Annotated in this window: 22 protein-coding genes and 1 pseudogene; 10 read left to right on the forward strand and 13 right to left on the reverse strand. The window is 64.1% G+C overall.

Annotated features, from left to right (window positions below; translation table 11 throughout):
- The first annotated feature begins 41 nt into the window (after positions 1-41).
- Positions 42-1,502, forward strand: coding sequence for an efflux transporter outer membrane subunit (locus tag AC54AF_RS01685; RefSeq protein WP_496634907.1), 1,461 nt, complete (start codon positions 42-44; stop codon positions 1,500-1,502).
- Positions 1,503-1,533: 31 nt separating this feature from the next.
- Here AC54AF_RS01685 and AC54AF_RS01690 read toward each other — a convergent pair whose 3' ends face one another.
- From AC54AF_RS01690 to AC54AF_RS01710, 5 genes are all read right to left on the reverse strand, one after another.
- Complete coding sequence (locus tag AC54AF_RS01690) at positions 1,534-1,953, reverse strand: DUF6691 family protein (protein WP_131686580.1); 420 nt, start codon at positions 1,951-1,953, stop codon at positions 1,534-1,536.
- A gap of 10 nt (positions 1,954-1,963) precedes the next feature.
- On the reverse strand, positions 1,964-2,395 hold the full coding sequence (locus AC54AF_RS01695) for a YeeE/YedE family protein (protein ID WP_131686579.1): 432 nt from the start codon (positions 2,393-2,395) through the stop codon (positions 1,964-1,966).
- 52 nt (positions 2,396-2,447) lie between these two features.
- Positions 2,448-2,804 (reverse strand): carboxymuconolactone decarboxylase family protein, encoded by a 357-nt coding sequence (locus tag AC54AF_RS01700; protein WP_496634909.1) that lies wholly within the window; start codon positions 2,802-2,804, stop codon positions 2,448-2,450.
- A 22-nt stretch (positions 2,805-2,826) separates the two neighbouring features.
- On the reverse strand, positions 2,827-3,018 hold the full coding sequence (locus AC54AF_RS01705) for a YgaP family membrane protein (RefSeq protein WP_496634911.1): 192 nt from the start codon (positions 3,016-3,018) through the stop codon (positions 2,827-2,829).
- A 229-nt stretch (positions 3,019-3,247) separates the two neighbouring features.
- The gene (locus tag AC54AF_RS01710; RefSeq protein ID WP_496634913.1) at positions 3,248-4,573 is read right to left on the reverse strand and encodes a sigma-54 interaction domain-containing protein; all 1,326 of its coding nucleotides are present in this window, start codon (positions 4,571-4,573) and stop codon (positions 3,248-3,250) included.
- A gap of 239 nt (positions 4,574-4,812) precedes the next feature.
- Here AC54AF_RS01710 and AC54AF_RS01715 point away from each other — a divergent pair, with 239 nt between their 5' ends.
- From AC54AF_RS01715 to AC54AF_RS01725, 3 genes are read left to right on the forward strand one after another with little or no spacing between them, the layout of a single operon-like run.
- Positions 4,813-5,694 carry an MBL fold metallo-hydrolase gene (locus AC54AF_RS01715; RefSeq protein ID WP_496634915.1) on the forward strand — a complete coding sequence of 294 codons (882 nt, stop codon included), beginning with the start codon at positions 4,813-4,815 and terminating at the stop codon, positions 5,692-5,694.
- A gap of 32 nt (positions 5,695-5,726) precedes the next feature.
- The gene (locus tag AC54AF_RS01720; RefSeq protein ID WP_496634916.1) at positions 5,727-7,397 is read left to right on the forward strand and encodes a bifunctional protein tyrosine phosphatase family protein/NAD(P)/FAD-dependent oxidoreductase; all 1,671 of its coding nucleotides are present in this window, start codon (positions 5,727-5,729) and stop codon (positions 7,395-7,397) included.
- Positions 7,398-7,425: 28 nt separating this feature from the next.
- Positions 7,426-8,223 (forward strand): sulfite exporter TauE/SafE family protein, encoded by a 798-nt coding sequence (locus AC54AF_RS01725; protein WP_496634918.1) that lies wholly within the window; start codon positions 7,426-7,428, stop codon positions 8,221-8,223.
- Here AC54AF_RS01725 and arsA read toward each other — a convergent pair.
- Both arsA and arsD read right to left on the reverse strand, forming a co-directional pair.
- Positions 8,216-10,012 carry an arsenical pump-driving ATPase gene (gene arsA, locus AC54AF_RS01730; protein ID WP_496634920.1) on the reverse strand — a complete coding sequence of 599 codons (1,797 nt, stop codon included), beginning with the start codon at positions 10,010-10,012 and terminating at the stop codon, positions 8,216-8,218. The genes AC54AF_RS01725 and arsA overlap by 8 nt on opposite strands.
- An 11-nt stretch (positions 10,013-10,023) precedes the next feature.
- The gene (gene arsD, locus AC54AF_RS01735; RefSeq protein ID WP_496634922.1) at positions 10,024-10,383 is read right to left on the reverse strand and encodes an arsenite efflux transporter metallochaperone ArsD; all 360 of its coding nucleotides are present in this window, start codon (positions 10,381-10,383) and stop codon (positions 10,024-10,026) included.
- 217 nt (positions 10,384-10,600) lie between these two features.
- On the opposite strand from arsD, the gene AC54AF_RS01740 reads away from it, so the two are divergent.
- From AC54AF_RS01740 to AC54AF_RS01755, 4 genes are read left to right on the forward strand one after another with little or no spacing between them, the layout of a single operon-like run.
- Positions 10,601-10,963 carry a PepSY domain-containing protein gene (locus tag AC54AF_RS01740; protein WP_131686571.1) on the forward strand — a complete coding sequence of 121 codons (363 nt, stop codon included), beginning with the start codon at positions 10,601-10,603 and terminating at the stop codon, positions 10,961-10,963.
- The gene (locus AC54AF_RS01745) at positions 10,960-11,430 is read left to right on the forward strand and encodes a DUF2271 domain-containing protein (RefSeq protein WP_496634924.1); all 471 of its coding nucleotides are present in this window, start codon (positions 10,960-10,962) and stop codon (positions 11,428-11,430) included. The genes AC54AF_RS01740 and AC54AF_RS01745 overlap by 4 nt, the downstream gene beginning before the upstream one ends.
- 11 nt (positions 11,431-11,441) lie before the next feature.
- On the forward strand, positions 11,442-13,661 hold the full coding sequence (locus AC54AF_RS01750) for a PepSY domain-containing protein (RefSeq protein ID WP_496634926.1): 2,220 nt from the start codon (positions 11,442-11,444) through the stop codon (positions 13,659-13,661).
- Positions 13,645-14,601, forward strand: a complete 957-nt coding sequence (locus AC54AF_RS01755; RefSeq protein ID WP_496634928.1) for an FAD:protein FMN transferase — start codon at positions 13,645-13,647, stop codon at positions 14,599-14,601. Before AC54AF_RS01750 ends, AC54AF_RS01755 begins: the two co-directional genes overlap by 17 nt.
- A 16-nt stretch (positions 14,602-14,617) precedes the next feature.
- On the opposite strand, the gene AC54AF_RS01760 is transcribed toward AC54AF_RS01755, so the two are convergent.
- The 6 genes from AC54AF_RS01760 to AC54AF_RS01785 all read right to left on the reverse strand — a co-directional run bounded on the left by AC54AF_RS01760 (position 14,618) and on the right by AC54AF_RS01785 (position 21,774).
- A complete protein-coding gene (locus tag AC54AF_RS01760) occupies positions 14,618-17,176 on the reverse strand; it encodes a cation-translocating P-type ATPase (RefSeq protein ID WP_496634930.1) in 2,559 nt (852 codons plus the stop codon).
- A 46-nt stretch (positions 17,177-17,222) separates the two neighbouring features.
- Complete coding sequence (locus AC54AF_RS01765) at positions 17,223-18,002, reverse strand: L,D-transpeptidase (protein ID WP_496634932.1); 780 nt, start codon at positions 18,000-18,002, stop codon at positions 17,223-17,225.
- A gap of 575 nt (positions 18,003-18,577) precedes the next feature.
- Positions 18,578-19,231, reverse strand: a complete 654-nt coding sequence (locus AC54AF_RS01770) for an NADPH-dependent FMN reductase (protein ID WP_496634934.1) — start codon at positions 19,229-19,231, stop codon at positions 18,578-18,580.
- A gap of 141 nt (positions 19,232-19,372) precedes the next feature.
- A complete protein-coding gene (locus tag AC54AF_RS01775; RefSeq protein ID WP_496634936.1) occupies positions 19,373-20,659 on the reverse strand; it encodes an arsenic transporter in 1,287 nt (428 codons plus the stop codon).
- Between the two features lie 231 nt (positions 20,660-20,890).
- Positions 20,891-21,391, reverse strand: a complete 501-nt coding sequence (locus tag AC54AF_RS01780; protein ID WP_496634938.1) for an arsenate reductase ArsC — start codon at positions 21,389-21,391, stop codon at positions 20,891-20,893.
- 56 nt (positions 21,392-21,447) lie between these two features.
- On the reverse strand, positions 21,448-21,774 hold the full coding sequence (locus AC54AF_RS01785) for an ArsR/SmtB family transcription factor (protein WP_496634940.1): 327 nt from the start codon (positions 21,772-21,774) through the stop codon (positions 21,448-21,450).
- Between the two features lie 84 nt (positions 21,775-21,858).
- On the opposite strand from AC54AF_RS01785, the pseudogene AC54AF_RS01790 reads away from it, so the two are divergent.
- Positions 21,859-22,046, forward strand: a pseudogene (locus AC54AF_RS01790) (IS3 family transposase); the annotation flags it as partial.
- Positions 22,047-22,245: 199 nt separating this feature from the next.
- Positions 22,246-23,283 carry a zinc-dependent alcohol dehydrogenase gene (locus AC54AF_RS01795; protein WP_496634942.1) on the forward strand — a complete coding sequence of 346 codons (1,038 nt, stop codon included), beginning with the start codon at positions 22,246-22,248 and terminating at the stop codon, positions 23,281-23,283.
- The last annotated feature ends 126 nt before the right edge of the window (positions 23,284-23,409 follow it).

Here is a 23,409-nt window from a genome sequence, read left to right on the forward strand (position 1 = left end):
TCACAAAAAATGCTTTCTCTTTCTCTTACGTGGAAGGTCACATGTTACTCAAACGTACCCTCTTTATGTGTGTCGTCGCCGGTGTTTCCACAGCGTGCACCGTCGGACCTGATTACACCCGGCCAGAAACGCAGCTGCCGGAACGCTACCTGGGCCAAGCAGCAGTCGAGCAAAGGCATGCCGATGCCGGCGCCGATTTCTCCACGTGGTGGGCGGGTTTCGGCGATCCCCAGCTGAACCGCCTGGTCACGCGGGCATTGGAGCAAAATCTGGATCTGGCGCAAGCATCTGCGCGCGCGACCCAGGCGCGGGCAGGACTCGGGGCAGCCAATGCCGCACTCCTTCCCTCTGGCGCCGTCCATGCTCAGGCAGCACGCGCCTATTCGTCGGTAGAAACCCCGCTCGGGCAGGTTCTCAACGCACAGCCAAATTTTGATCGCTACGGCAACGCTTACGAGGCCAACCTCGGCATCGGCTGGGAGCTCGATATAGTTGGTGGCTTGCGTCGCGAACGGGAAGCCGCTCTTGCCGAATATCAGGCTTCGGCAGCCGGAGTGGCAGCCACCCGCTTGACGGTAGCGGCGCAGACTGCCGACATTTACATGGGCATACGCGGACTGCAAACCCGCCTCGATATCGCAGCCAGCCAGGTCAGGACGCAACAAGAACTATTGACAACGATGAATTTGCTGTATGGCAAGGGCCTGGCGGCCGAACGTCAAGTGCGACAGGTCGAGGGCGCGCTGGCTCAGGTGAAGGCTGCGGTGCCAGTGCTCGAAGCAGGATTGGCGGCCGCCATGAATGCAATGGACGTGATGTTGGGCACGCCACCGGGCACGCATAGGGAAGAGCTGTCGACGGTGCGCCCTCTTCCGGTGGCTCCGCGGATTGCCCCCGCAGGATCGCCCGGCGACCTGCTCCGCCACCGGCCTGATCTGATCGTGGCGGAACGCCGCCTTGCCGCGTCGAACGCGCGTATCGGCATGGCGGTCTCGGAATACTACCCGAAGCTGTCCTTCAGTGCCCTGATCGGCAGCGCGACCTCGCTTTCCAGTGGTCATCTTTTCACCGCTGGCGCCAGCCAGAGCGCCGCAGTGCTGGGTCTGCGCTGGCGGCTGTTCGACTTCGGTCGCATCAATGCACAGATTGCCCTGGCCAAGGGCCGGGAAGCGGAAGCCTTGGCGGCATACCGACTGGCCGCCTTGCGTGCTACCGAAGACGTCGAGAACGCGATGTCAAACTTGCTGAAGCGCGAAGATCAGGCTGCAATACTGGAACACGGTGTCGACTCGCTCAGGCTGGCGAGACAGTCTTCGTTTGCCGCTTACCAGAAAGGCGTCGTCAGCCTGATCGAAGTTCTTCAGGCCGACGACAAGCTGCTACAGGCCGCAGACATGCGGGCGCAGGCCCAAACCGAATCCACGCGCGCAGCGGTGGCGCTTTTCAAGGCGCTCGGTGGTGGCGGGCAACCTCAGGATGCCGAGGCGGTCGCAATACGATAGGCTGAATCGCGACGCGATAGCGGTATTCGGTCTATCGAGAGTGCAAACGCTCTGCAACCGCGAAGATCCCCATGCCAGCGAGCATGGCGACGAAGAAAATGAGCGGCTTGGTTCCGCCAGCCGCCAGCGACGCCACGGCCGGACCGGGGCAATAGCCAGCCAGTCCCCAGCCGGCACCAAATGCCAGGCCGCCGAAGACCAGGCGCCGGTCGATCTGTGTCGAGGTTGGCAAGCGCATCGCATCGCCCAACAGGCTGCGCTCCCTGCGCGATGCAAAACGGAATGCCACGATGCCGACGCCTATCGCGCCGCACATGACAAGCCCCAGCGACGGATTCCACTGCCCCGCCACGTCGAGGAAACCAAGCACTTTCGATGGATCCGTCATGCCGGATACGATCAGTCCGATGCCAAAGACCAGACCCACAAGCCCCGCCAGTATATTTTTCATGACGAGTGCCTTAAGCGATGAGGTGTCGGACGACAAAAACAGTGGCGAAGCCGGCAATCATGAAGGCCATTGTCGCCACCAGCGAGCGAGGCGACATGCGCGACAAGCCACAGACGCCATGTCCGCTGGTGCAGCCTGACCCATAGCGCGTACCCACGCCGACCAGGAGACCAGCAATGATCAAGGTGGGAATATCGGCGTCAATCCGCACTGCCGGCAGCGGCAGCACTGCGCCATACACCAAGGGCGCGCCAATCAGGCCGGCAAGGAAGGCAAGGCGCCAGGCGACATCGCCTTTCGGCCATTCCAGCAGACCGCCCAGGATGCCGCTGATGCCGGCAATACGGCCATTAAACAGGACAAATACCGCAGCCGACAAGCCGATCAGCATCCCTCCCGCCAATGAGGCCCATGGCGTAAAATTATTCCAGTCTATCTGCACGCTACTTCTCCAATTCTGATTTGCTATTCATACTGTGCCAACCCGACGCGCCTCAGGCCGCGTTCGAGAATTCCTCGAATGCCGCCAGCGCATTGGCGCAGTACATCGCCGACGGCCCGCCACCCATGTAGATGGCCATGCCCAGGGTTTCTTCGAATTCGGCCCGGGTGGCGCCCAGCTTGACGAGGGCCTGCACATGAAAGCCGATGCAGGCATCGCAATGGGCCGCGATGCCCAGGGCCAGGGCGATGAACTCCTTGGTTTTCTTGTCCAGCGCACCATCGCGCGTTGCCGCGCGCGCCAGATCGCCAAAGCCTTTCATCACGTCGGGAATATCCGCGCGCAGGGTCGCCAATTGGTGCGACACCGACTGCGTCAATGCGCGATAGCCGCCAGATTGCGTGCTCATGTTGTCGCCTCCGTTGCCTGCGTCATTTTTTCACCGCACAGGTACGGATGCCAAACGGCAAATACGCGGGACAGAAGCGGAAAATGCCTGTCGCCAGGGGAATCACGCCCAGCCAGCCCCAGGCGCCGATGGCACCGGCCAGGGTGGCGCCGATCAGGCCCAGTCCCAGCAGTATCCGGATGGCACGATCAATATTGCCGACGTTCGCGGTCATGGTCTTGCTCCTCAATGGTTAATCTGGTTCAGCGTTGCGATGACAACACGAGACACACGCCCAAGTTTCAGGTACGCGTCATGCGTTTATCAGAGCATATTTCGTGCCAGCGCTACACGAACGGAGGAATGGATATAAAACAGGGACTTAGGGCGCTGCGGCGGGCAGCAGCGCGCTGCCAGTCAACGGGTGACACTGCCACGCTGGCAGCATGGCAGTGCTGCCAGGCCTAGGCGAGACCCAGCGCCTTCAGGCGGCGGTACAGGGTGCGCTCGCTGATGCCAAGGTGGGCCGCGAGTGCCTTGCGCGTGCCGCCGAAGGTGGCATGCAGCTCGGCCAGCGGGATGCTGTCGCCGCGCACCGGCAGGCCCGGCGCGGCCCCCTGCTCCACCGGCGCCGCCAGCAGCTGCTCGACGCGGATCACGCCATCATCGGCGAACAGGCTGGCCCTGTCCAGCACGTTGCGCAGTTCGCGGATATTGCCCGGCCATGGGCGTTGCTGCAGCTGCGCCATGGCTTCGGCGTCTATCGTCAAGGTGCGCTTGCCCGCGCCCGCGCGGCGCAGGAATGACTGCACCAGCAACGCGATATCGTCGGGCCTTTCGCGCAGCGGCGGCAAGGCGATGGGGAAAGCACTGATGCGGTAATACAAGTCTGGCCGGAACTCGCCCCGCGCCATCATGTTTTCCAGCGATTTGTGGGTGGCGGCGACCAGGCGGAAATTGGCGTGCTGGGTCTCGACACTGCCCACGCGCCGGTAGGTGCCCGATTCAATCAGGCGCAGCAGCTTGACTTGCATGGAAAGGGGCACGTCGCCTATTTCGTCGAGAAACAGAGTGCCGCCCTGGGCCGTATCGACCAGCCCCGGCTTGCGCGAGGTGGCGCCCGTGAAAGCGCCCCTTTCGTGTCCGAACAATTCGCTTTCAAACAGCGTTTCGGTCAGTCCGGAGCAATCGACCACGACGAACGGTCCCGCGGCCCGCGCGCTGTTTTCATGCACGGCGCGCGCAAACAGTTCCTTGCCGGTGCCTGACTCGCCCAGCAGCAGCACCGGCAGCATCGACGGCGCGACCCGCTGCAATGCCGCCAGCACCCGGTTAAATGGGGCGGAACGGCCCACCAGTCCTTCCTCGCTCGGCTTGGCAGAAGCGCTGCGCACCACTTCCAGCCGCTCGACATACGCGGTAATGGTGCCGCCGGCATCGAAGATGGGACGCAGTTCGACGGCGACGTGCTCGGGACCGCGCGGCGTGTGGTGTATATGCAGCACGCGGTCCGGTCCGCGCAGTTCCTGCGCTTTCTTCATGGGGCAATGTTCACCGGCCTGGTCGCAAGGGGCGTCGTAATGATGCGAGATGCGGTAACACTTGTGACCGGCCACGGGCTGGCCGATGCTGCCAAATTGCCGCTGATAGGCGACATTCGCGGCCAGGATGGTGTAATCGGGATCGAGCACGATCATCGGCTGGACCTCGTGTTCGAGAAACGAGATCAGCGATTGCACCATGGGCGCGCTGGGGGATGGCTTGATGCTGATGACCGGTGGCGTTGGCATGCTGGCTCCTTATTGTGCAGCCATACTGTCGCAGGACTGCCAATGCGTCAAGTGGCACTGCCAGCGGCAGCGTCAAAGAGTTGCACTGCATCGCTCCATTGCGGCGTCGACGGCGGGAAAACGCATGGAATCAGGCATTTGAGACCGATGTGTCGCCCAACCTCGTACTGGCACAGGTCTTGCATTCCCTGCCAGGGCTTGTACACGCCAGGTTTGCACATCCGGGAGATAGACGCATCATGACCAACACGCCAATTCAAATAGAAGGGTTCTTCGACCCTGCCACCAGCACCGTCAGCTATCTGGTGCTCGATCCGCTTACGCGCCGCTGCGCCTTGATCGACAGCGTGCTCGACTATGATCCGAAGTCAGGCCGCACCAGCACAGCCTCGGCCGACCGCCTGCTGGCGCGTGTCGCGGCTCTGGACGCCAGGGTCGAATGGATACTGGAAACCCATGTGCATGCGGATCATTTGACGGCCGCGCCCTACCTGAAGGAAAAACTGGGTGGCAAGATCGGCATCGGCCAGCATATCGCCACGGTGCAGCAGGTCTTCGGCAAGCTGTTTAACGCCGGCGCCGACATGGCGCGCGACGGCAGCCAGTTCGACCATCTGTTTGCCGATGGCGAGCCGTTTTCCATCGGCGCGCTGCAATGCCGCGCCCTGCACACGCCCGGCCACACACCGGCCTGCATGAGCTATGTCGTCAGCAACGCTACGCACAGCGCCGCCTTTGTCGGCGACACGCTGTTCATGCCGGACTATGGCACGGCCCGCTGCGACTTTCCCGGCGGCGATGCGCGCACCCTGTTCCACTCCATCAACAAGGTACTGAGCTTGCCTGAGGATACCTTGCTCTACATGTGCCACGACTACCAGCCTGGCGGCCGCGAAGTGCGCTATGTCAGTACCGTCGGCGAGGAGCGCACCGGCAATATCCATGTGCGCAACGGCATCAGCGAAGAAGAGTTTGTTGCCATGCGCACCAGACGCGATGCGTCGCTGGAAATGCCGACCCTGATCCTGCCATCGGTGCAAGTCAATATGCGCGCCGGGCACCTTCCCGAGCCTGAGGCGAACGGCATACGCTATCTGAAAATACCGCTCAACGCGGTCTGACAACACACAGCACAGACTGGACGGAGACAAACATGCACATTCATCCACTGGCGCCCGGCCTGTCCGTCTCGGCACAGATTGTGCCGCACGAGCTCGCTGCGCTCAGCGAGGCGGGCTTTCAATCGATTATCTGCAATCGTCCCGATGGCGAGGGCGGCGACCAGCCACTCTTTGCCGAGATCGAACGGGCGGCAATGGCGCTGGGCATGCGCGCCCATTACCTGCCGGCCGAACCGGGCAAAGTGAGCGATGAGCAGGGCATCGCATTCGGCCAGCTGCTGGCCCGGCTACCGAAGCCGGTTCTGGCCTATTGCCGAACGGGCATGCGCTCGACAACGATGTGGGCACTGTCGCAGGCGAATCAACAGTCGCTTCCTCACATCATGGAGGCTGCAAAAAAAGCCGGCTTCGATCTGCGCGGCGTGGCGCGGCGCATCATCAATCATGGCCGCACGCCCCTCGATACCGCCGAAGTGGCGCACGCCGTGGTCATCATCGGCGGCGGTGCTGCAGGCATCGCGACCGCATCGAGCCTCCTGGCGCGCCAACCCGATCTCGACGTCGCCATCATCGACCCTGCCGACGTCCACTACTACCAGCCTGGCTGGACCCTGGTTGGCGCCGGCATATTCGATGCTCCGCAAACCGCCCATACCATGGCATCGACCATTCCCCGTGGCGCGCACTGGATCAAGTCTGCCGTGGCGGCATTTGAACCGGAACGCAACGCCGTCATTCTGGATGGCTGCCGGATCGTCCGGTATGAACAACTGGTCATTTGTCCGGGCCTGAAGCTTGACTGGCATGCGATCGACGGATTGCCCGAAACCCTGGGACGCAATGGCGTCACCTCCAACTATCTGTACCATCTCGCGCCATATACCTGGGACCTGGTGCAGAACCTGCGCGCCGGACGGGCAATCTTCGCCCAGCCGCCGATGCCGATCAAATGCGCCGGTGCGCCACAAAAGGCGATGTACCTGTCCGCCGACCACTGGAAGCGCCATGGCGTGCTGGGGCAGATAGAGGTCGAATTCTGCAGTGCCGGCGCAGTGCTGTTCGGCGTTGCCGATTACGTGCCGGCGCTGATGGAATACATAGACGCCTACGCCGTCGGTCTCAATTTCGGCCATACGCTGGTCGGCGTTGACGGGCCTGCCAAAATCGCCACCTTCAGTCGCACAGGCGCCGACGGCGGCCGGCAACTCGTCGAGCGCCCGTTCGATCTGCTGCACGTCGTGCCGCCCCAGGTGGCGCCCGACTTCATTCGTGTCAGCGCCCTGGCCGACGCCGCCGGCTGGCTCGACGTCGATCCCGCGACACTGCAGCATCGGGTGTGGAGCAATATCCATGCACTGGGTGACGTTGCCAATACGGCCAACGCCAAGACGGCAGCGGCGGCGCGCAAACAGGGCCCCGTCGTGGCGCACAACGTGCTGGCAGCGCTGGGCCGGGCTACGGGCAGCGCGCACTACGACGGCTACGGCTCCTGCCCGCTGACTGTCGAGCGCGGCAAGATCGTGCTGGCGGAATTTACCTATGGCGGCAAGCTGGCACCGAGCTTTCCGACCTGGCTCATTGACGGCACGCGTCCTTCGCGACTGGCCTGGCTGCTCAAGGAGCGCATCCTGCCGCCGCTGTATTGGCGGGGCATGCTCAAGGGGCGCGAGTGGATGGCGAAACCCGAGTTGGCCGATCAATGACGCCGAGCCAGCATCTTGAGGGGCGAGCATGACCATCATCCTGCTGCTCGGCTTTACAGTCGGCATCATCCTGGCACTCACCGGTGCAGGCGGGGGCATCCTTGCCGTGCCTTTGCTGGTCTTTGGCGCTGGCTTGAGCATGGCGCAGGCGGGTCCGATCGGCTTGCTGGCGGTCGGCCTGGCGGCGGCCCTGGGCGCGGTGATGGGCCTGAAATCCGGGACGGTGCGCTACAAGGCGGCGCTGCTCATCGCCGGCGCCGGCATCCTCTGCTCCCCTCTTGGCTTGTGGCTGGCGCAGCGCAGTCCGAATCGGCCGCTGGCGATCCTGTTTTCCCTCGTCCTGCTCTACGTTGCGCTGCGCGTGTACCAGCGCGCCACTTCCGGCCCTGCCGATACTGCGGCGTCCGGCAAACGCGCGCCGCCCTGCCAACTCGACGCCACGCGTGGAAAACTGCGTTGGACGGCCCCTTGCGCCAGGGCGCTGGCCCTGGCGGGCGTGGTCGCTGGAATCCTGTCCGGTTTGCTGGGCGTCGGCGGCGGCTTCGTGATGGTTCCCGCATTGCAACGCTACACGGATTTGACCACGCAATCGATCGTCGCGACCTCGCTTGCCGTCATTGCGCTGGTATCGATGTCAGGCGTCGTCGCCAGTACGGCGGCCGGTCACTTGCAATGGGCCATTGCGCTGCCTTTCGCCATCGGTTCCCTGGCCGGCATGGCCGGTGGCCGTCTGGTCGCCTCCAGGCTGCCGGCGCAGCATCTGCAGAAAGCGTTTGCGATGGTTTCCGCCCTGGCCGCGCTGGCGCTGTTTGTCAAGGCTATCTGATGGCCTCGCGTTCAGCCGCTACAGCCGGCATCGTCAATTGTTCCAGATGGGCGATGCCCACAGGATCCTCCGCCAGCAATGGCACTACCGCGTAGCGATGCGCGAGCTGCCGGGCCACTGTCGCGATGTGCGCATGCTCGTTCAGGGCGCGCTGGCGCAGCAGCGGCGAGCGTGGGCTGGCCGCGCACAGACTGTTGTTGATGACCCAGGCCCACGGTTCGATCCCCGCCCTGCGCAGGTCGGCCTGCAGGCCGGCGGCCTCCAGCACCGGGGTCGTCTCGGCCAGCGTGACGATCAATACCTTGGTCTGGGCCTGATCCTGCAACTGCATCATGGGCGTGGTGAAGTGCAGCTGCGTGTCGGCCATCTGGCGCATGACTTCCCGGTGATAGGCGCCCGTTGCGTCCAGCAACAATAGCGTGTGGCCCGTGGGGGCGGTATCCATCACGACAAATTGTCTGCCAGCCTCGCGTATCGCGCGCGAGAACGCCTGAAACACGGCAATTTCTTCGGTACAGGGCGAGCGCAAGTCCTCCGCCAGCAATGCGCGCCCGGCCGCATCGAGTTTCTTGCCTTTTGTCGCCATCACTTCCTGGCGGTAACGCTCAGTTTCCGCGCGCGGATCGATGCGGCTCACGCTCAGATGCTCCAGTGAGCCGCTGAGCGTTTCGGACAGGTGCGCCGCAGGATCCGACGTCGTCAGATGCACCGCATGGCCGCGCCTGGCCAGCGCCACTGCCACGGCGGCGGCAATGGTGGTCTTGCCGACGCCGCCCTTCCCCATCAGCATGATCAGGCCGTGACCGTTCCGGGCAATCTCGTCGACAAGGCTGGCAAGGGCCGGCGTGGCGATCTCCGGCAGCGCCGCGACGGCGGGAGGCGCGCTGCCGCCGTCGGCCAGCAGCAGGCGGCGCAAGGCGTCGAGGCCGACCAGGTTGAACGGCATCAGCGGGATCCGGTCTTGTGGCAATGCCAGCAGTGCCTCGGGCAAGGCGGCCAGGGCGCGCTGCTCGCGCTGCACGACGGACGCGGCAAGCGCATCGCTTGCCCCCTCTGACTGCGGCAAGACGCCATTGATGACGAGATATTGTTGCGTCAGTCCAATGGCAGCCAGTTCATCGTGCGTGCGGGCCGCTTCACGCAAGGTGGCGCCCTGGGCCCGCGCCACCAGGATCAAGCGGCTGCGCGCAGGATCGGCCAGCGCCGCGACGGCCGCATGGTAGCGGTCGCGCTGCTTGTCCAGTCCGGCCAGCGGCCCCAGGCAGGAAGCATCGCCCTTGCCCTCCTCCAGGAAGGCATCCCAGGCGCCCGGCAATTGCAGCATCCGTATGGTATGGCCGGTAGGCGCCGTATCGAACACGATGTGGTCATAGTCCTTGAGGATGTGCGCATCGGTGAGCAGCGCGGTAAATTCGTCGAAGGCTGCGATTTCGGTGGTGCACGCGCCTGAAAGCTGCTCCTCGATCGATTTGACCACCGCTTCCGGCAGCACGCCGCGCACCGGCCCGACGATCCTGTCGCGATACAGCTGGGCGGCGGCCTGCGGATCGATTTCCAGCGCGCTCAGGCCGGGAACGGCGAGGATGGGCGTGATCCGGTTGCCGATCGCCATGTCAAACACCTGGCCGACGTTGGAAGCGGGATCCGTGCTGACCAACAGGACGCGCCGCCCCTGGTCGGCCAACAGCACGGCGTGGGCGCAGGCCAGCGAGGTTTTCCCCACCCCTCCTTTACCCGTAAAGAACATGAACGAGGGAGGATGGTCGAGAAAGTGCAAGGCGGCTGGCATGAAAGAACTCCTTAGCAGGTTTTTGCGCCGCAGCAGGAGCCGGCGGCCGGGGCACTGGCGTCGGGCATGGCGACGCCGGCCCAGCGGGCCAGTTCCGCCCGCTGCGGGTAGCGCCCGGCCAGGGCCAGCTCGCCATCGACCAGTATCAGCGGTAGCGAATCGGCACCGGAGCGCTCCAGGAAGCGCTTGACTTGCGCGTTATCGGCGAAGGCCATCGGTTGCTGGGCCAGGTTGTAGCGCTCCAGCTGCACACCGTTCAGGCGCGCCCACTCCGCATCGGCTGAAAACTGCAGCAACTGCGGTTCTATGTCCACCCCGCATACGCCACTGCTGCAGCACATGGCGGGTTCGAATACCTGAATGGTTATCATTTGATAGCTCTCCTGTCATTCTCGTTAGCAAACAATAGGCCCGATATGGCGCGAAAACAAGCGCGGCGGTGCATTCTGCCGCAGGTATTTGCAAAAAAATTGATCTCGCGATGGTGGACCCGCAAATACCCGGATTTTTCATCGCGCGCGGCCGGGCAGGTAAGTATCATGTCAGCATGAACTGCCATGCTCAGGTGGTTATCAAGGAGGGCAAGCGATGTTCTTAGCGCGCACATGCATGGTGCTGTCCGCCCTGGCTTTCAGCGGCGCGGCCTGTGCGGATGTCAATTGCACGGATCCGATTGCCGAGTGGAAACCTCGCGAGCAATTGCAGCGGGAAGCCGAACAGCGCGGCTGGACTGTCCAGCGCATCAAGATCGATGATGGCTGCTATGAGCTCAGAGCCATTGACCGCAACGGCAACAAGATCAAGGCCAAATACTCCCCGGCATCGCTGCGCATGCGCAGCCTGGCGGTAGTCTTCAGCAATGACGGCGACGCCGCCGACTACCTCGGCCCCGTGCCGCAGGGGCCCATCAGGCGGCGTACCGGCCCAATCTCCCATGGGGAAAAGCAATGAAACACATCATAGTCTGCGCCTGCCTTGCAGGTGCATTGACGCTGCCCGGCTTCGTCCAGGCGCGCCCGGTCACACTCACCGCGCAACTGAAGAATTACGCCGGCAACGGCGCCTACCTGGCGGTGTATGTCACGGATGCCGCCGGCAAATACAAGAAAACGCTGTGGATCGCTGGAAAGAAGACCAAGTATTACAAGCACCTGAGCGACTGGGCGCGTGGCAGCGGCATGAACACGCGCGAATTTGACGGGGTCAGCGGAGCGAGCGTCGGCAGCGGCAAGACCCTCAAGGTGACGGTCGAACTGGCGGACGCCCTGATCGATGCCGGCTACGAGATCCGGGTGGACAGCGCGGCTGAGGACGGGCGCGACAACCCGGCCGACGTGCGCGCGCCGCTGAGCAAACAGGGCGCCGGCAAACCCGTCGCTGGGCGGGGCTACGTCAAGTCCTTCACTTACGACATGTAGCCACCGCCCGCATGTTGCGACAGATACATTCGTTCGCTGGCCTGATCGGCGCCCTGCTGGTCATGCTCGTCGGTTTGACGGGCGCCGTGCTGTCGATCAACCCCGCGCTCGAGCGGCTGGCGACCAGCGTGCCGGCGGGCGTCAGCGTTGCCGAACTGGCGGGCCGGGTGGCGCGCCATTATCCGGGCGCCGAGCAGATCCAGCGCACGGCCTCCGGAACCATCATCGTCTACTACAGCGCCGGCGACATCTCGGGCGTGGACCGGGTCGACCCGTCCAGCGGCAAGGCGATCGCGCCGTATGCGCCGCCCGCCTACGCGCGCTGGTTCAAGGAGTTGCACAGGTCGCTGTTTCTCGACACGCCAGGCAGCGCCGCTGTCGGCATCACGGCCCTGGCGATGCTGCTGCTGTCGGTCTCAGGGCTGTTCCTGCTGCTCAAGCGGGTGGGCGGCTGGCGCCAGCTGGCGCGTCCCCTGCATGGCAATCGCAGCCAGCGCTGGCACGCCGCAGTGGCCCGTCTTGCTGTCGCCGGCCTGCTGTTGTCCGCCGTGACCGGCAGCTACATGTCGGCGGCGACCTTCGGCTTCATTGCCGATGGCAGCCAGGACGAACCCGATATCCCCGCCACCACGTCCGGCGGAGCCCCGCTGCCCGCTGCCCGCTTGCCAGCCTTGCTGGCCACCAGGCTGGTCGACCTGCGCGAGCTTTCCTTTCCGCTTGCCGGTGACCGCAACGCCGTCTATACCTTGCGCACCCGGCAAGGCGACGCCTATGTCGACCAGTCCAGCGGCGCGCTGCTCGCCTTCCGCGCGCACAGCAAGGTCCGGGAAGCCTTTGAACTGATCTACCAGTTGCATACGGGCGAAGGCCTGTGGTGGCTGGGCCTGGCACTGGGCCTGAGTGCGCTCGGCGCGCCCTGGCTGGCGGTGACGGGCATTGCCGTATGGTGGCAGCGGCAGCGGGCCAAGCCGCGCATCGCCAACAACTCGGCTCCGGCTTCGGCCGACAGCGTGATCCTGGTGGGGAGCGAAAACAACAGTACCTGGGGCTTTGCGCGCGTGCTGCACGATGCCTTGCGGCAGGCCGGACAACGCGTGCACACGGCGCCGATGAACCAGTTCTCGTCGCGCCACGGCGCCGCGCGCCAGTTGTTCATCCTGACGGCGACGTATGGCGACGGCGATGCCCCCGCCTCTGCCACGCACTTTCTGACGAAGTTGGCCGGTGTTGCCCCCAACCAGGCGGCAAGTTACGCCGTGCTCGGTTTCGGCGACCGCCAGTTCCCCACCTTCTGCCAGTTCGCGCAGGAGGTCGATGCGGCGATGGCGGCGCGCGGCTGGCGCCGCTTGCTGGAACTGGCCCTGATCGACCGCCAGTCGCCGCAGGAATTCGCGCGCTGGGGAAGCCAGGTCGGCGCGCTGCTGGGCCACGAGCTCGTGCTCGAACATGCCCCGGCACATCCGCATACGCATGCGCTGCAGTTGCGCGAGCGCATCGCCTACGGCGAGGAGGAGCACGATCCGACTGTCGTGCTGCGCTTTGTCGCCGCCCCGCCGCCGGCCACCGCCGGTTGGCTGGCAGGCCGGCTTGCGCGCCCTCGACTGCCCCACTTCGAGGCCGGCGACCTGGCAGGCGTCCTGGCGCCCGGCAGTCCCATGCCGCGCTTCTATTCGCTGGCGAGCGGATCGGGCGACGGCGTGCTGGAAATTTGCGTGCGCAAGCAGCCCGGCGGCGTGTGTTCGGGCTACCTGCACGGCCTGCTGCCGGGTGACCGCATCGAGGCCTTTGTCCAGCCCAACCCCCAATTTCGTCCGGCCCTGGGCAAGGCGCCCGTCATCCTGATCGGCGCCGGTACCGGGATCGGGCCACTGGCCGGTTTCATCCGCAACAATACGGGCAAGCATCCGATGTACCTGTACTGGGGTGGGCGCCATCCCGACTCCGATTTTCTGTATGAGCCCGAACTGCGCAACTATCTGGCCGATCGCCGGCTGACGCAGCTGCACACGGCCTTCTCCAGGGTCGAGAATGGCGTCCACGTGCAGACCCGGCTGATGGACGATGCCGACACTATGCGCCGCCTGATCGCCGACCATGGCCAGGTGCTCGTCTGCGGCAGCCGCGCCATGGCTGCCAGCGTCAGGCAGGCGCTGGACCAGATACTCGCGCCGCTGAAGCTCGATGTGGCGGCGCTGCAGGACAAGGGAAGGTATCGTGAAGACGTCTTCTGAGCCAGCGCTGCGGCGCTACAGCCTGCATGGCGAAACCATGGGCGGCCGCTATACGGCCGTATTCTATGCGGCCGGACAAGCGGACCTGGCCGCCATCGGCGCCAGCCTGTTTGACGCCGTCGACAGGGTCGACCGGCAGATGTCGACCTGGAATGCCGCCTCGGACCTGTGCCGCCTGAATGCGGCGCCGGAAAATACCTGGATTCCTGTGCCGCGGGAGCTTGCGCAGGTGCTCGCTGCGGGGCTGCAGGTCAGCCGCGAATCGGGCGGCGCCTTCGACATGGCGGTTGGCCAGCTGGTGGAGGACTGGGGATTCGGTCCGTCGCAATGCGCGCCATCGCCGCAGATCGCGGCCCGGCATGGCAAAACGTACTGCCCGGCCGCCGGGGCATTGGACGTGGATCTGACGGCTCTGCAGGTGCGCAAGCGCGCGCCGCTGAGGCTCGACCTGTCGGGCATCGCCAAGGGTTTTGGCGTCGACCAGCTGGCGCATTGCCTCGATGGCTGGGCCATCGCCAGCTACCTGGTCGGCATCGACGGCGAAATGCGCGCGCGCTCGGCCAGACCCGATGGCCAGGCCTGGAGCGTGGCGATAGAAAAGCCGACACATGGCATCCGCGAAGTCGGTGGCGTGATGGAATTGCACGACATGGCCATCGCCACCTCGGGCGACTATCGCCGCTGGGTCGAGATCGACGGCACGCGCCATGCGCACACCATGCATCCGGCCTTGCGTCAACCGGTCGCGAACCGTCTCGCGGCCGTTAGCGTGCTGGCCCCCAGCTGCATGCTGGCCGACGCCTGGGCCACGGCGCTCATGGTGCTGGGCGAGGCGGACGGCGTCGCGCTGGCCGGGAAGCGCGGCATGGACGTGCTGTTCGTCCTGCGCCGCGGCGCCATGCTCGACGAAATCCTGCTCATCGATGGGAAGGTGGCCTGATCTGCTTGGCCGTGCCTCAATGCGCCAGCGCCACGCCGCGCAACCATCGCCATGTCGCCAGCCCCCACTTGACGCACTCGAACCAGGCGACGCCGAGCACGGCGACCAGCGCGCACTGCATCAGCAGCGCCATGTCCGGCAGCGCGAAAGCAAACAGAGCGCGGATGGGGGGCACGCCCAGCACCAGCAACAGCAACAGCGAAGCCGCCAAGCTGATCCAGGCGAATGCCCGGTTCGACTTCAGCCCCCTCTTCCATGACGGCTGGGTCCATTGGCGGTTGACATAGATCAGCCCCAGGTTCGACAGCACGAGGCTGAGGAAGGTCGTCGTGCGCGCCACCTCGTCGGAATGGCCCCCCCACCGCACCAGCACGTGGAAGCCGACCAGCATGGCCAACAGCCCTGCCCCCTGCAGCAAGCCGCGCAGCAGTATTTCACGGTCGAACAAATGCATGTCCGGCCTCCTGGGTTTGCTCGCCATGGCATCGGCTTCGATCGGTTCGGCCTCGAACACGATCGAGCAGGCCGGGTCGATCACCATTTGCAAAAATAGTATGTGCACGGGCATCAGGAGCATGGGCCAGCCCAGCAGCACGGGCAGGATGGACAGGCCAACGATGGGCACATGCACCGCGACGATGAAGACGATGGCCTTGCGCAGATTGGCAAACAGGCGGCGGCCATGCTGCACCGCAAGCAGCAGCGAAGAAAAATCATCCTTGAGCAATACCAGCGCTGCCGCCTCGCGCGCGACGTCGGTGCCACGGGCGCCCATGGCCACGCCGATGTTGGCCGCCTTCAATGCGGGCGCGTCGTTGACGCCGTCGCCCGTCATGGCGACAATATCGCCGCGGCTGCGGAAAGCTTGTACCAGGCGCAACTTTTGTTCCGGCGCGATGCGGCAAAAGACGTCGGTATCGGCCAGCCGCGCCCGTAGCGCCGTGTCGTCCAGCGCGGCCAGGTCCGTGCCGGACATCAAGGCGCCGGCCATGCCGGCGATACCGGCCTGCCGCGCGATCGCCTGTGCCGTGGCGGGATGGTCGCCCGTGATCATCACCACGCGTATGCCCGCCGCGTGACATTGCGCCACCGCATCGGGCACTTCCGGGCGCACCGGGTCGTGCAAGCCAAGCAGGCCCAGGAATTCAAACTCAAAGACATGCTGGTTGTCGGGCAGGGGCGGCGCGGCAAAGGTGGCGCGGGCGACGCCGATCACGCGCAAACCATCGTTCGCCATGGCCTGCACCTGGGCCGCGATGGCGGCGGCGCGTGCCGGCGCCAGATGGCACAGATCGATGATGGCCTCGGGCGCGCCCTTCGCCGCCACCAGGAACTCGGAACGGTCCGGCGATTGCCACACCCGCGACATGGCCAGCATCTGCCGCGACAGCGGATAATCGTCGATCAGTTGCCAGTCGGCATGCAGGTGCTCCGTATTGGCCAGCAGGCGGGCGCCGGTCTGGCCGATGGCCGACTCCATCGGGTCGAAGGCGCGCCGATGGCTGGCCAGGACGGCATATTCGAGCAAGCCGTGCAGTTCCTCCTGCAAGGCCCCGGCGGGATTGCCCTGACAGTCATGGGCGCACTGCTCCGACCACAGCCGGGCCACGTCCATGCGGTTGGCCGTCAGCGTGCCCGTCTTGTCGACGCACAGCACCGTCGTCGCACCCAGCAATTCGATCGCCGGTATGCTGCGCGCCAGGATACTTTCGCGCCCCAGGCGCCAGGCGCCCAGGCCCAGGAAAAGCGTCAGTATCACCGGCAACTCTTCAGGCAAGACCGCCATGGCCAGCGTCAGTCCGGCCAGCAGGCCTTGCAGGGCGTCGCCGCGCAGCCACCAATAGGTCAATGCCAGGCCGGCGGCGAGACACAAGCCGCCGATGGCGACATGCCTGACGACGCGCCGCGTTTCCAATTGAATCGGCGTCAGCTCGCTCCCCATGGTGGCGAGCGAGGCGCCGATGCGGCCAAGCGCGCTGTGGGGGCCGGTGGCGACCACCAGGCCGCTTGCCGTGCCTTGCGTGATCAGGGTGCCGGAATACACCAGGCTGTCCGGATTGCCGCCGGCATCGGAGGCGCCATGCTTGACCACCGGCACGGACTCGCCCGTGAGCATGGACTCGTCGGCCGTCAAATTCGATGCGCTGAGCAGCGCGATATCGGCGGGCACGCGGTCGCCCTCGGCCAGCAGCACCAGGTCGCCGGACACCAGCTCCCTGCCAGCGATGCGCTCCTGCTTGCCGTCGCGAATCACCAGGGCGCGTGGACTGGAGAGGTCGCTTAGCGCATGCAGCGAGCGTTCCGTGCGCCGGCGCTGAAAAAAGGTGATGCCCATGACGATGCAGACAAAGCCCAGCAGCATCAGCGCTTCATTGCGGTCGCCCAGCAGCAGATAGATGATGCCGCAGGCGACCAGCAGCAAAAACATCGGCTCGGCAACGACATCGAGCAGCAAGCGCCCGGCACTCAAGGGACGCGAGGCGGGCAAGGCATTCGGCCCATTTTCCAGCAAGCGCTGCGCGGCCTGCGCGGTTGTCAGCCCTTCACTGCCCTGCGGCTCCGACATGGTATCCATCCTTTTCCTGAGAGGCAGCTTGTAGTGGCTAGGCGTGATTGCGGCATTAGGGTTTTGGCGCGGGCGACCATGCAGGTCGCACTTCCGTCAGCGAATCGACGATGACCATATACTGCCCCGGCCATTCAATAGTATGGCGATCCGGTTTGAGCACCCACAAATGCCGGCCGTCCTTCACGGCTTGTTCATAGACTAGATCGAGCAAGCCGTGTGAATCCAGAAAAACATTCAATGTGGCTGGAATGCGGATGCAACCCTTGGAAGCAACATTTCCCAAGCGAGCTTCCAGCACATCCGGGTCGGTAGCGTGCATTTGCAAGCGCATCTGACTGATGGCGCCTGTGCCCCAGCCGCGCTGTGCCTGTTGCCAACCGAAGTCAAACACGCGCATGCCGCGCCGTCCATATCCACGAATGTGATTGTCGTTGAGCGTGCCTTCGGAGCGAAAGTCGGGATTTTCCAAGGTATGCGGAAACACCCCCAACGGCGTCAAGAAATGATTATAGCTTCCCACCTTGCCGGTCGATACGGCCGTGGCACCGATGAACAGCCATCCATCTTCATCCGTATGCAAGATCACAAAAGCAGCCTGTACCTGGGGGCTGCGATCCACCAGCAGCAAAGTCTGTGCTGGCATATCGGTCACATTGGCCTCGCTCAGCGCCTGCTTCAACAGCGCCACATAGCGCGCCTGGTCGGCCGTTGGCACCTCCAGCCGATGATCCACTTCGCGTGCGAATTGCGCGCGCCACGCGTCGGCGCTCAGAGCGAGCGGCGCCGCGAGCACCGCCAGCGGCCAGAGCGCTACGCCCAGAAACAACATCATGGACGACAAGAGCGCAATACGACCGGCATGCCATCCTGACATCATATCGCCAGCGTAATGTTGTCAATCACCATGCTCACGCCGTGTGCGTCCCAAGCCGCGTGCCGGATTTGCGCCGCGTCCAGCGACGGGCCCCAAGTCAGCCCGTCAAGAACATCGAATCGCAGTGGTGTATCGGTTGTCATTTTCTTCTTTCACTTGTGTAGAGGCGATGGCGGATTACTGCGCTTTTCGGCGGCCGACAGCAGAAGATGATCACGCATGCGATAGTATCCCCGCCTGAGCAAGCTGAGCAAAAAAGATGTCGCAGGGCGCCACAAGGGCGCGCGCCGCGCTACCTTGCCAGGATTTGCCTAAATAGCTTGCTTGACCGTGATTCAGTTTCGACGGGAGCGCCGCGCCACTCTCTACGGTAACGCATAGAATGACGGCCTCGATGCCATACAGCCATTCCATTTTTGAATTCTTGATCTGCATCAAATATGACGCACGCATGGATGCTCAAGCGCAGGCGCGTATCGGTGTGCGCGACACTGGCCATGGTTTGACGCCGAAAGAGCTCGGCATCGGCGCATTCAAGGCGCATTGCGCTGCGACGGGTCGCGCAGGAACGCGGGCGATGGCCCCGTCACGCCGGAACGGTCTCGCTCGCGCCTGGCGGCAACCGCCCACCACAGCAACTGCGAGAAGGTGCGCTCCATGTAGGAGGTCCAGCGGGTGCCGTCCACCTCCGCGGAAAAGCTGCCATCGGCGCGGAAGACGGTGTGTGCGGCCGGAATGTGGATCATGGCCGAGACCGGCAAGCAACCGAGCTCGGACAGAAAAGCGCGCATGCCCACCGCCGCCCGCACGCCGCCCCATTGCCCCGCCGAATAGGTGACGATGGCGCTGGGCTTGAAGGCGAACAGCGAACTGCCAAAATGGTTCAGCAGATGCGCCAGTGCCGGACTCATCGAATGATTGTATTCGGGGCTGACCATCACGTAGGCGTCGGCGGCGGCAATCTCGCCGGCCAGGTCGTCCAGCGGTGCCGGCGCGCGCCCCTTGGCGTAGGCGAAGTGCGGCTTGAACGCCGCGCCCAGGTCGTAGTCGAGCGGATCGACGAGCACCACTGCGTGGCCATCGCGATCGCACTGCGCCACGCAGGCCCTGGCCACGCGCTCGCCCACGCGCGCCGGCTGCGGCGGCGTGCTGGTGCGAACCGAGCCGAGAAATACCAGAATCTTCATGCTGCCCTTTCCAGCCCATGCCCTGGCTGTGTCATTGTTCATCCACGGGCCCGGGAAGGGCCCGGGTCAACTGCGGCTAGTCCGCTTGTGGCCTCATGCTACAGGGATGGCGATGCGCGGCGATATCCCGGATGAATCCTCTCATTGATAGCTGAGGCGCAGAGCCAGTGCCGCCAGGGTCACCAGCAGCACCGGCAAGGTGAGGACGATGCCGACGCGGAAGTAATACCCCCAGGAGATGTGAATCTTCTTGCTGTCGAGGACATGCAACCACAGCAGGGTCGCCAGACTGCCGATCGGGGTGATCTTTGGTCCCAGGTCGCTGCCGATGACATTGGCATAGATCATCGCTTCGCGCACGGCACCCTGCGCCGTGGTCGGATCGATCGACAAGGCGCCGATCAGCACCGTCGGCATATTGTTCATGATCGAAGACAGGACGGCCGTCAGCACGCCGGTACCCATGGCCGCACCCCATACGCCATATTGGGCAAAGTAATTGAGTACGCCAGTGAGGTAGCCGGTCAGGCCCGCATTGCGCAAGCCATACACGACCAGGTACATGCCCAGAGAGAAGATGACGATCTGCCATGGCGCATTACGGATGACTTCCCGCGTGGGGATCACATGGCCTTTGGCGGCGACTGCCAGCAACAGCGCGGCGCCGACGGCAGCCACGGCGCTGATCGGCACGCCCAGGCGCTCCAGCCCAAAAAAGCCGATCAGCAGCAGCGCCAGGACCAGCCAGCCGGCCTTGAAGGTCGCCATGTCGCGGATCGCGGCGCCGGGGCGCTTCAGTTGGGAGACGTCATAGTCTTGCGGAATGTCCTTGCGGAAAAACCACATCAATGCCAGCAAGGTCGCCATCACCGCCACCGCGTTGACCGGCACCATCACGGCCGCATATTCGGCAAAGCCGATCTTGAAGTAGTCGGCCGACACGATATTGACCAGGTTCGACACCACCAGTGGCAGGCTGGCCGTGTCGGCGATGAAGCCGGCCGCCATCACGAAGGCCAATGTCGCTTTGGCTGAAAACTTCAGTTCCAGCAACATGGCGATCACGATGGGCGTCAGTATCAGCGCCGCGCCATCGTTGGCGAACAGCGCAGCGACGGCGGCGCCCAGCAGGACCAGCAAGACAAACAGCTTGCGGCCGCTGCCGCCACCCCAGCGCGCCACGTGCAGTGCGGCCCACTCGAAGAAACCGGCCTTGTCGAGCAGCAGGCTGATAATGATGACGGCGATAAACGTGCCGGTGGCATTCCAGACGATGTGCCAGACGACGGGAATGTCCGACAACTGGATGACGCCAGCGAGCAGCGCGACGCCAGCGCCGATGGCCGCGCTCCAGCCGATGCCCAGGCCGCGCGGCTGCCAGATGACGAGTACCAGCGTGGCCAGGAAAATCAGGAAAGCGGTCAGCATGCAAATGCCTCCTTTTTGGCGCCCGCCACCACGGCATGGCCGGGAACGTCCACGCCCCCGTGGCGAGGAAGCACCGGGCCCGGGCCGGCAGCCCAGGCCGGATGACTAAGAGTGGCTTTCGCCAGGATGGAGCGGCAAGAGTTGCCAGTACACGGAACGTTCATGAGTTTTCGAGAAAGAGTGAAAAGTAAGGCTTGCCGTGATCCGCGGGCATGCCCGGGCGCACGCCGGTTAGACGGCGCTTTGCCCGATGGCTTTGATCTCGTGCTGGATCGCATTTTTTTCGAGCATCTCCAGCGGCAGGCTGACAAAAACATTCATCCGGGTCATGATCTGGCGAAATACCTTGTGGAATACCGCGCGCTTTTCTGCGTCCGTGCCGGTAGCCGCAGCCGGGTCTTCGAAACCCCAGTGCGCCGACATCGGATGGCCAGGCCAGTACGGGCAGACCTCGCCGGCGGCGTTGTCGCACACGGTAATGATGAAATCCATGTGCGGCGCGTCCGCGGTACCGAATTCATCCCAGCTCTTGCTGCGCAGTTTGTCGAGCGGATAGCCGGTCGCTTCAATTTGTTCGATGGCGTACGGGTTGACGCTGCCGCCCGGGTGGCTGCCGGCCGAAAAGCCGCGGAAGCGGCCTTTTCCCATGGTCGAGACGAGCGCCTCGGCCATCACGCTACGGGCAGAGTTGCCGGTACAGAGGAACAACACGTTGTAGACTTTTTCGGTCATGACGACTCCTTCAATCACTGCGGTGGATGGATGTTCGAAATACGGGCTGGCCCAGCTCAGGCAACGTCGCAGGCGGCACCTTGCTCAGGCGTGCACGGCGCACCGCCGCAGCAGTTCGCGGTCAAGAAGCCGATCAGGGCATTCATGCTGTCGATATGTGCGGCGTAGATGACAAAGCGTCCATCCTGACGCGGCACGATCAGGTCTGCGTGCACCAGCTCCTTCAGGTGAAATGACAGCGAAGATGGCGGGATGCCCAGTTGCTCTGCAATCTTCGTTGCCGCCATTCCTTGCGGTCCGGTCTGTACAAGCAATCGAAAGACGGCCAGGCGCGACTCCTGCGCCAGTGCCGCCAGCGCGACGATGACATTCTTGGTTTCCATGTGCCCTCCTTTTATTTCATGATTCCATAATAATCGAATAGTGGAATTAATGTAAACCTGTTTTTATACGTATAAAGTTCCTGTCAAGGCTCCGATGGCAGAAGCATCCGCTTGTTCAACGTGATCGACGACTGCAATCGTGAGGGGCGCGGCATCAAGCTTGACTTCCATTTCCGCCGGAACGCGTTATTCGATCCCCGGACAGTATCAACAAATGGCGTGGCAACGCCCGAGAGATCCGCTGCGCTAACGGTCCGAGGAAGATCAGCGCTGACACTTGCCTGGGTGTCTAGGCGCAAGTGAGTTAATACATTGATGTAGATCAATCAATTTTCGAATCGCATGCAGCAGAATATGCTTATTCGCAAGTCGCATTCGACCAGACCCAGGCCGAACGCCTGGATGGCGCAACACGACACGTGCCCGGCCAGGCGCCCGGCACTACGCATGACCAACTTCAAAAGGAATACCATGACACCCACTACCATGAAAGCCGCCGTTGTCGAAGAACTGGGCCAGCCGCTGGTGCTGCGCGAGGTTCCCGTGCCGGTGCCCGGCCCCGGCCAGATCCTCGTCAAGACGGAAGCGTGCGGCGTCTGCCACACGGACTTGCATGCGGCGCGCGGCGACTGGCCCGTCAAGCCGTCGCCGCCGTTCATTCCCGGCCACGAAGGCATCGGCCTGGTGGTGGCCATGGGCACGGGCGTGACCGAAGTGCAACTGGGCGACCGGGTCGGCGTGCCCTGGCTCTACTCGGCTTGCGGCCATTGCGAACATTGCCTGGCCGCCTGGGAAACCGTGTGCGCCGAGGCGCAGTTCGGCGGCTACACGAAGAATGGCGGTTTCGCCGAATACATCCTGGCCGACCCGCGCTACGTCGCGCATATTCCGGACGGGCTGTCCGCCGTGCAGGCGGCGCCCATCATCTGCGCCGGCGTGACCAGTTACAAGGGCATCAAGGAAACGGGCGCGCGACCGGGCCAATGGCTGGCCGTGTCCGGCATCGGCGGACTGGGCCACCTGGCCATCGAATATGCGGTGGCCATGGGCTTGCGCGTGGCGGCCGTCGACATCGATGAAGGCAAGCTGGAGCATGCGCGCACCCTGGGCGCCGAAGTGACCATCAATGCGCGCCAGGGCGACCCCGTCGCGGCCTTGCGCGAAGCGACCGGGGGCGGCGCCCACGGCGTGCTGATCACGGCGCCGTCGATCGATGCCTTCCAGCAAGGCGTGGCGATGACGCGCAAGCGCGGCACCTGCGTGCTGGTCGGCCTGCCGCCGGGCGACTTCCCCACGCCGCTGTTCGACGTCGTCGCCAATTGCGTGACGATACGCGGTTCCTTCGTGGGCACGCGCCAGGACATGGCCGAGGCGCTCGCCTTTGCCGCCACCGGCAAGGTCAAGGCCGGCATCGAATTGCAGCCACTGTCGGCCATCAACGAGATCTTCAGCCGCCTGGAACATGGCAAGGTTGCTTCGCGCGTGGTGCTCGATTTCAGCGGCAACTGATCAGTACTCAGGCCAGGCGGTATATCTGTGCGACGGCAAGGAATTGCCGTTGCTATGATGGCATATCATAAGGCTATGTCACCGTCAGATGTGGGAACGCTCCCAGCGTTGCTTTCAATAACGTTT

Source organism: Janthinobacterium sp. JF4, from assembly GCF_059617925.1.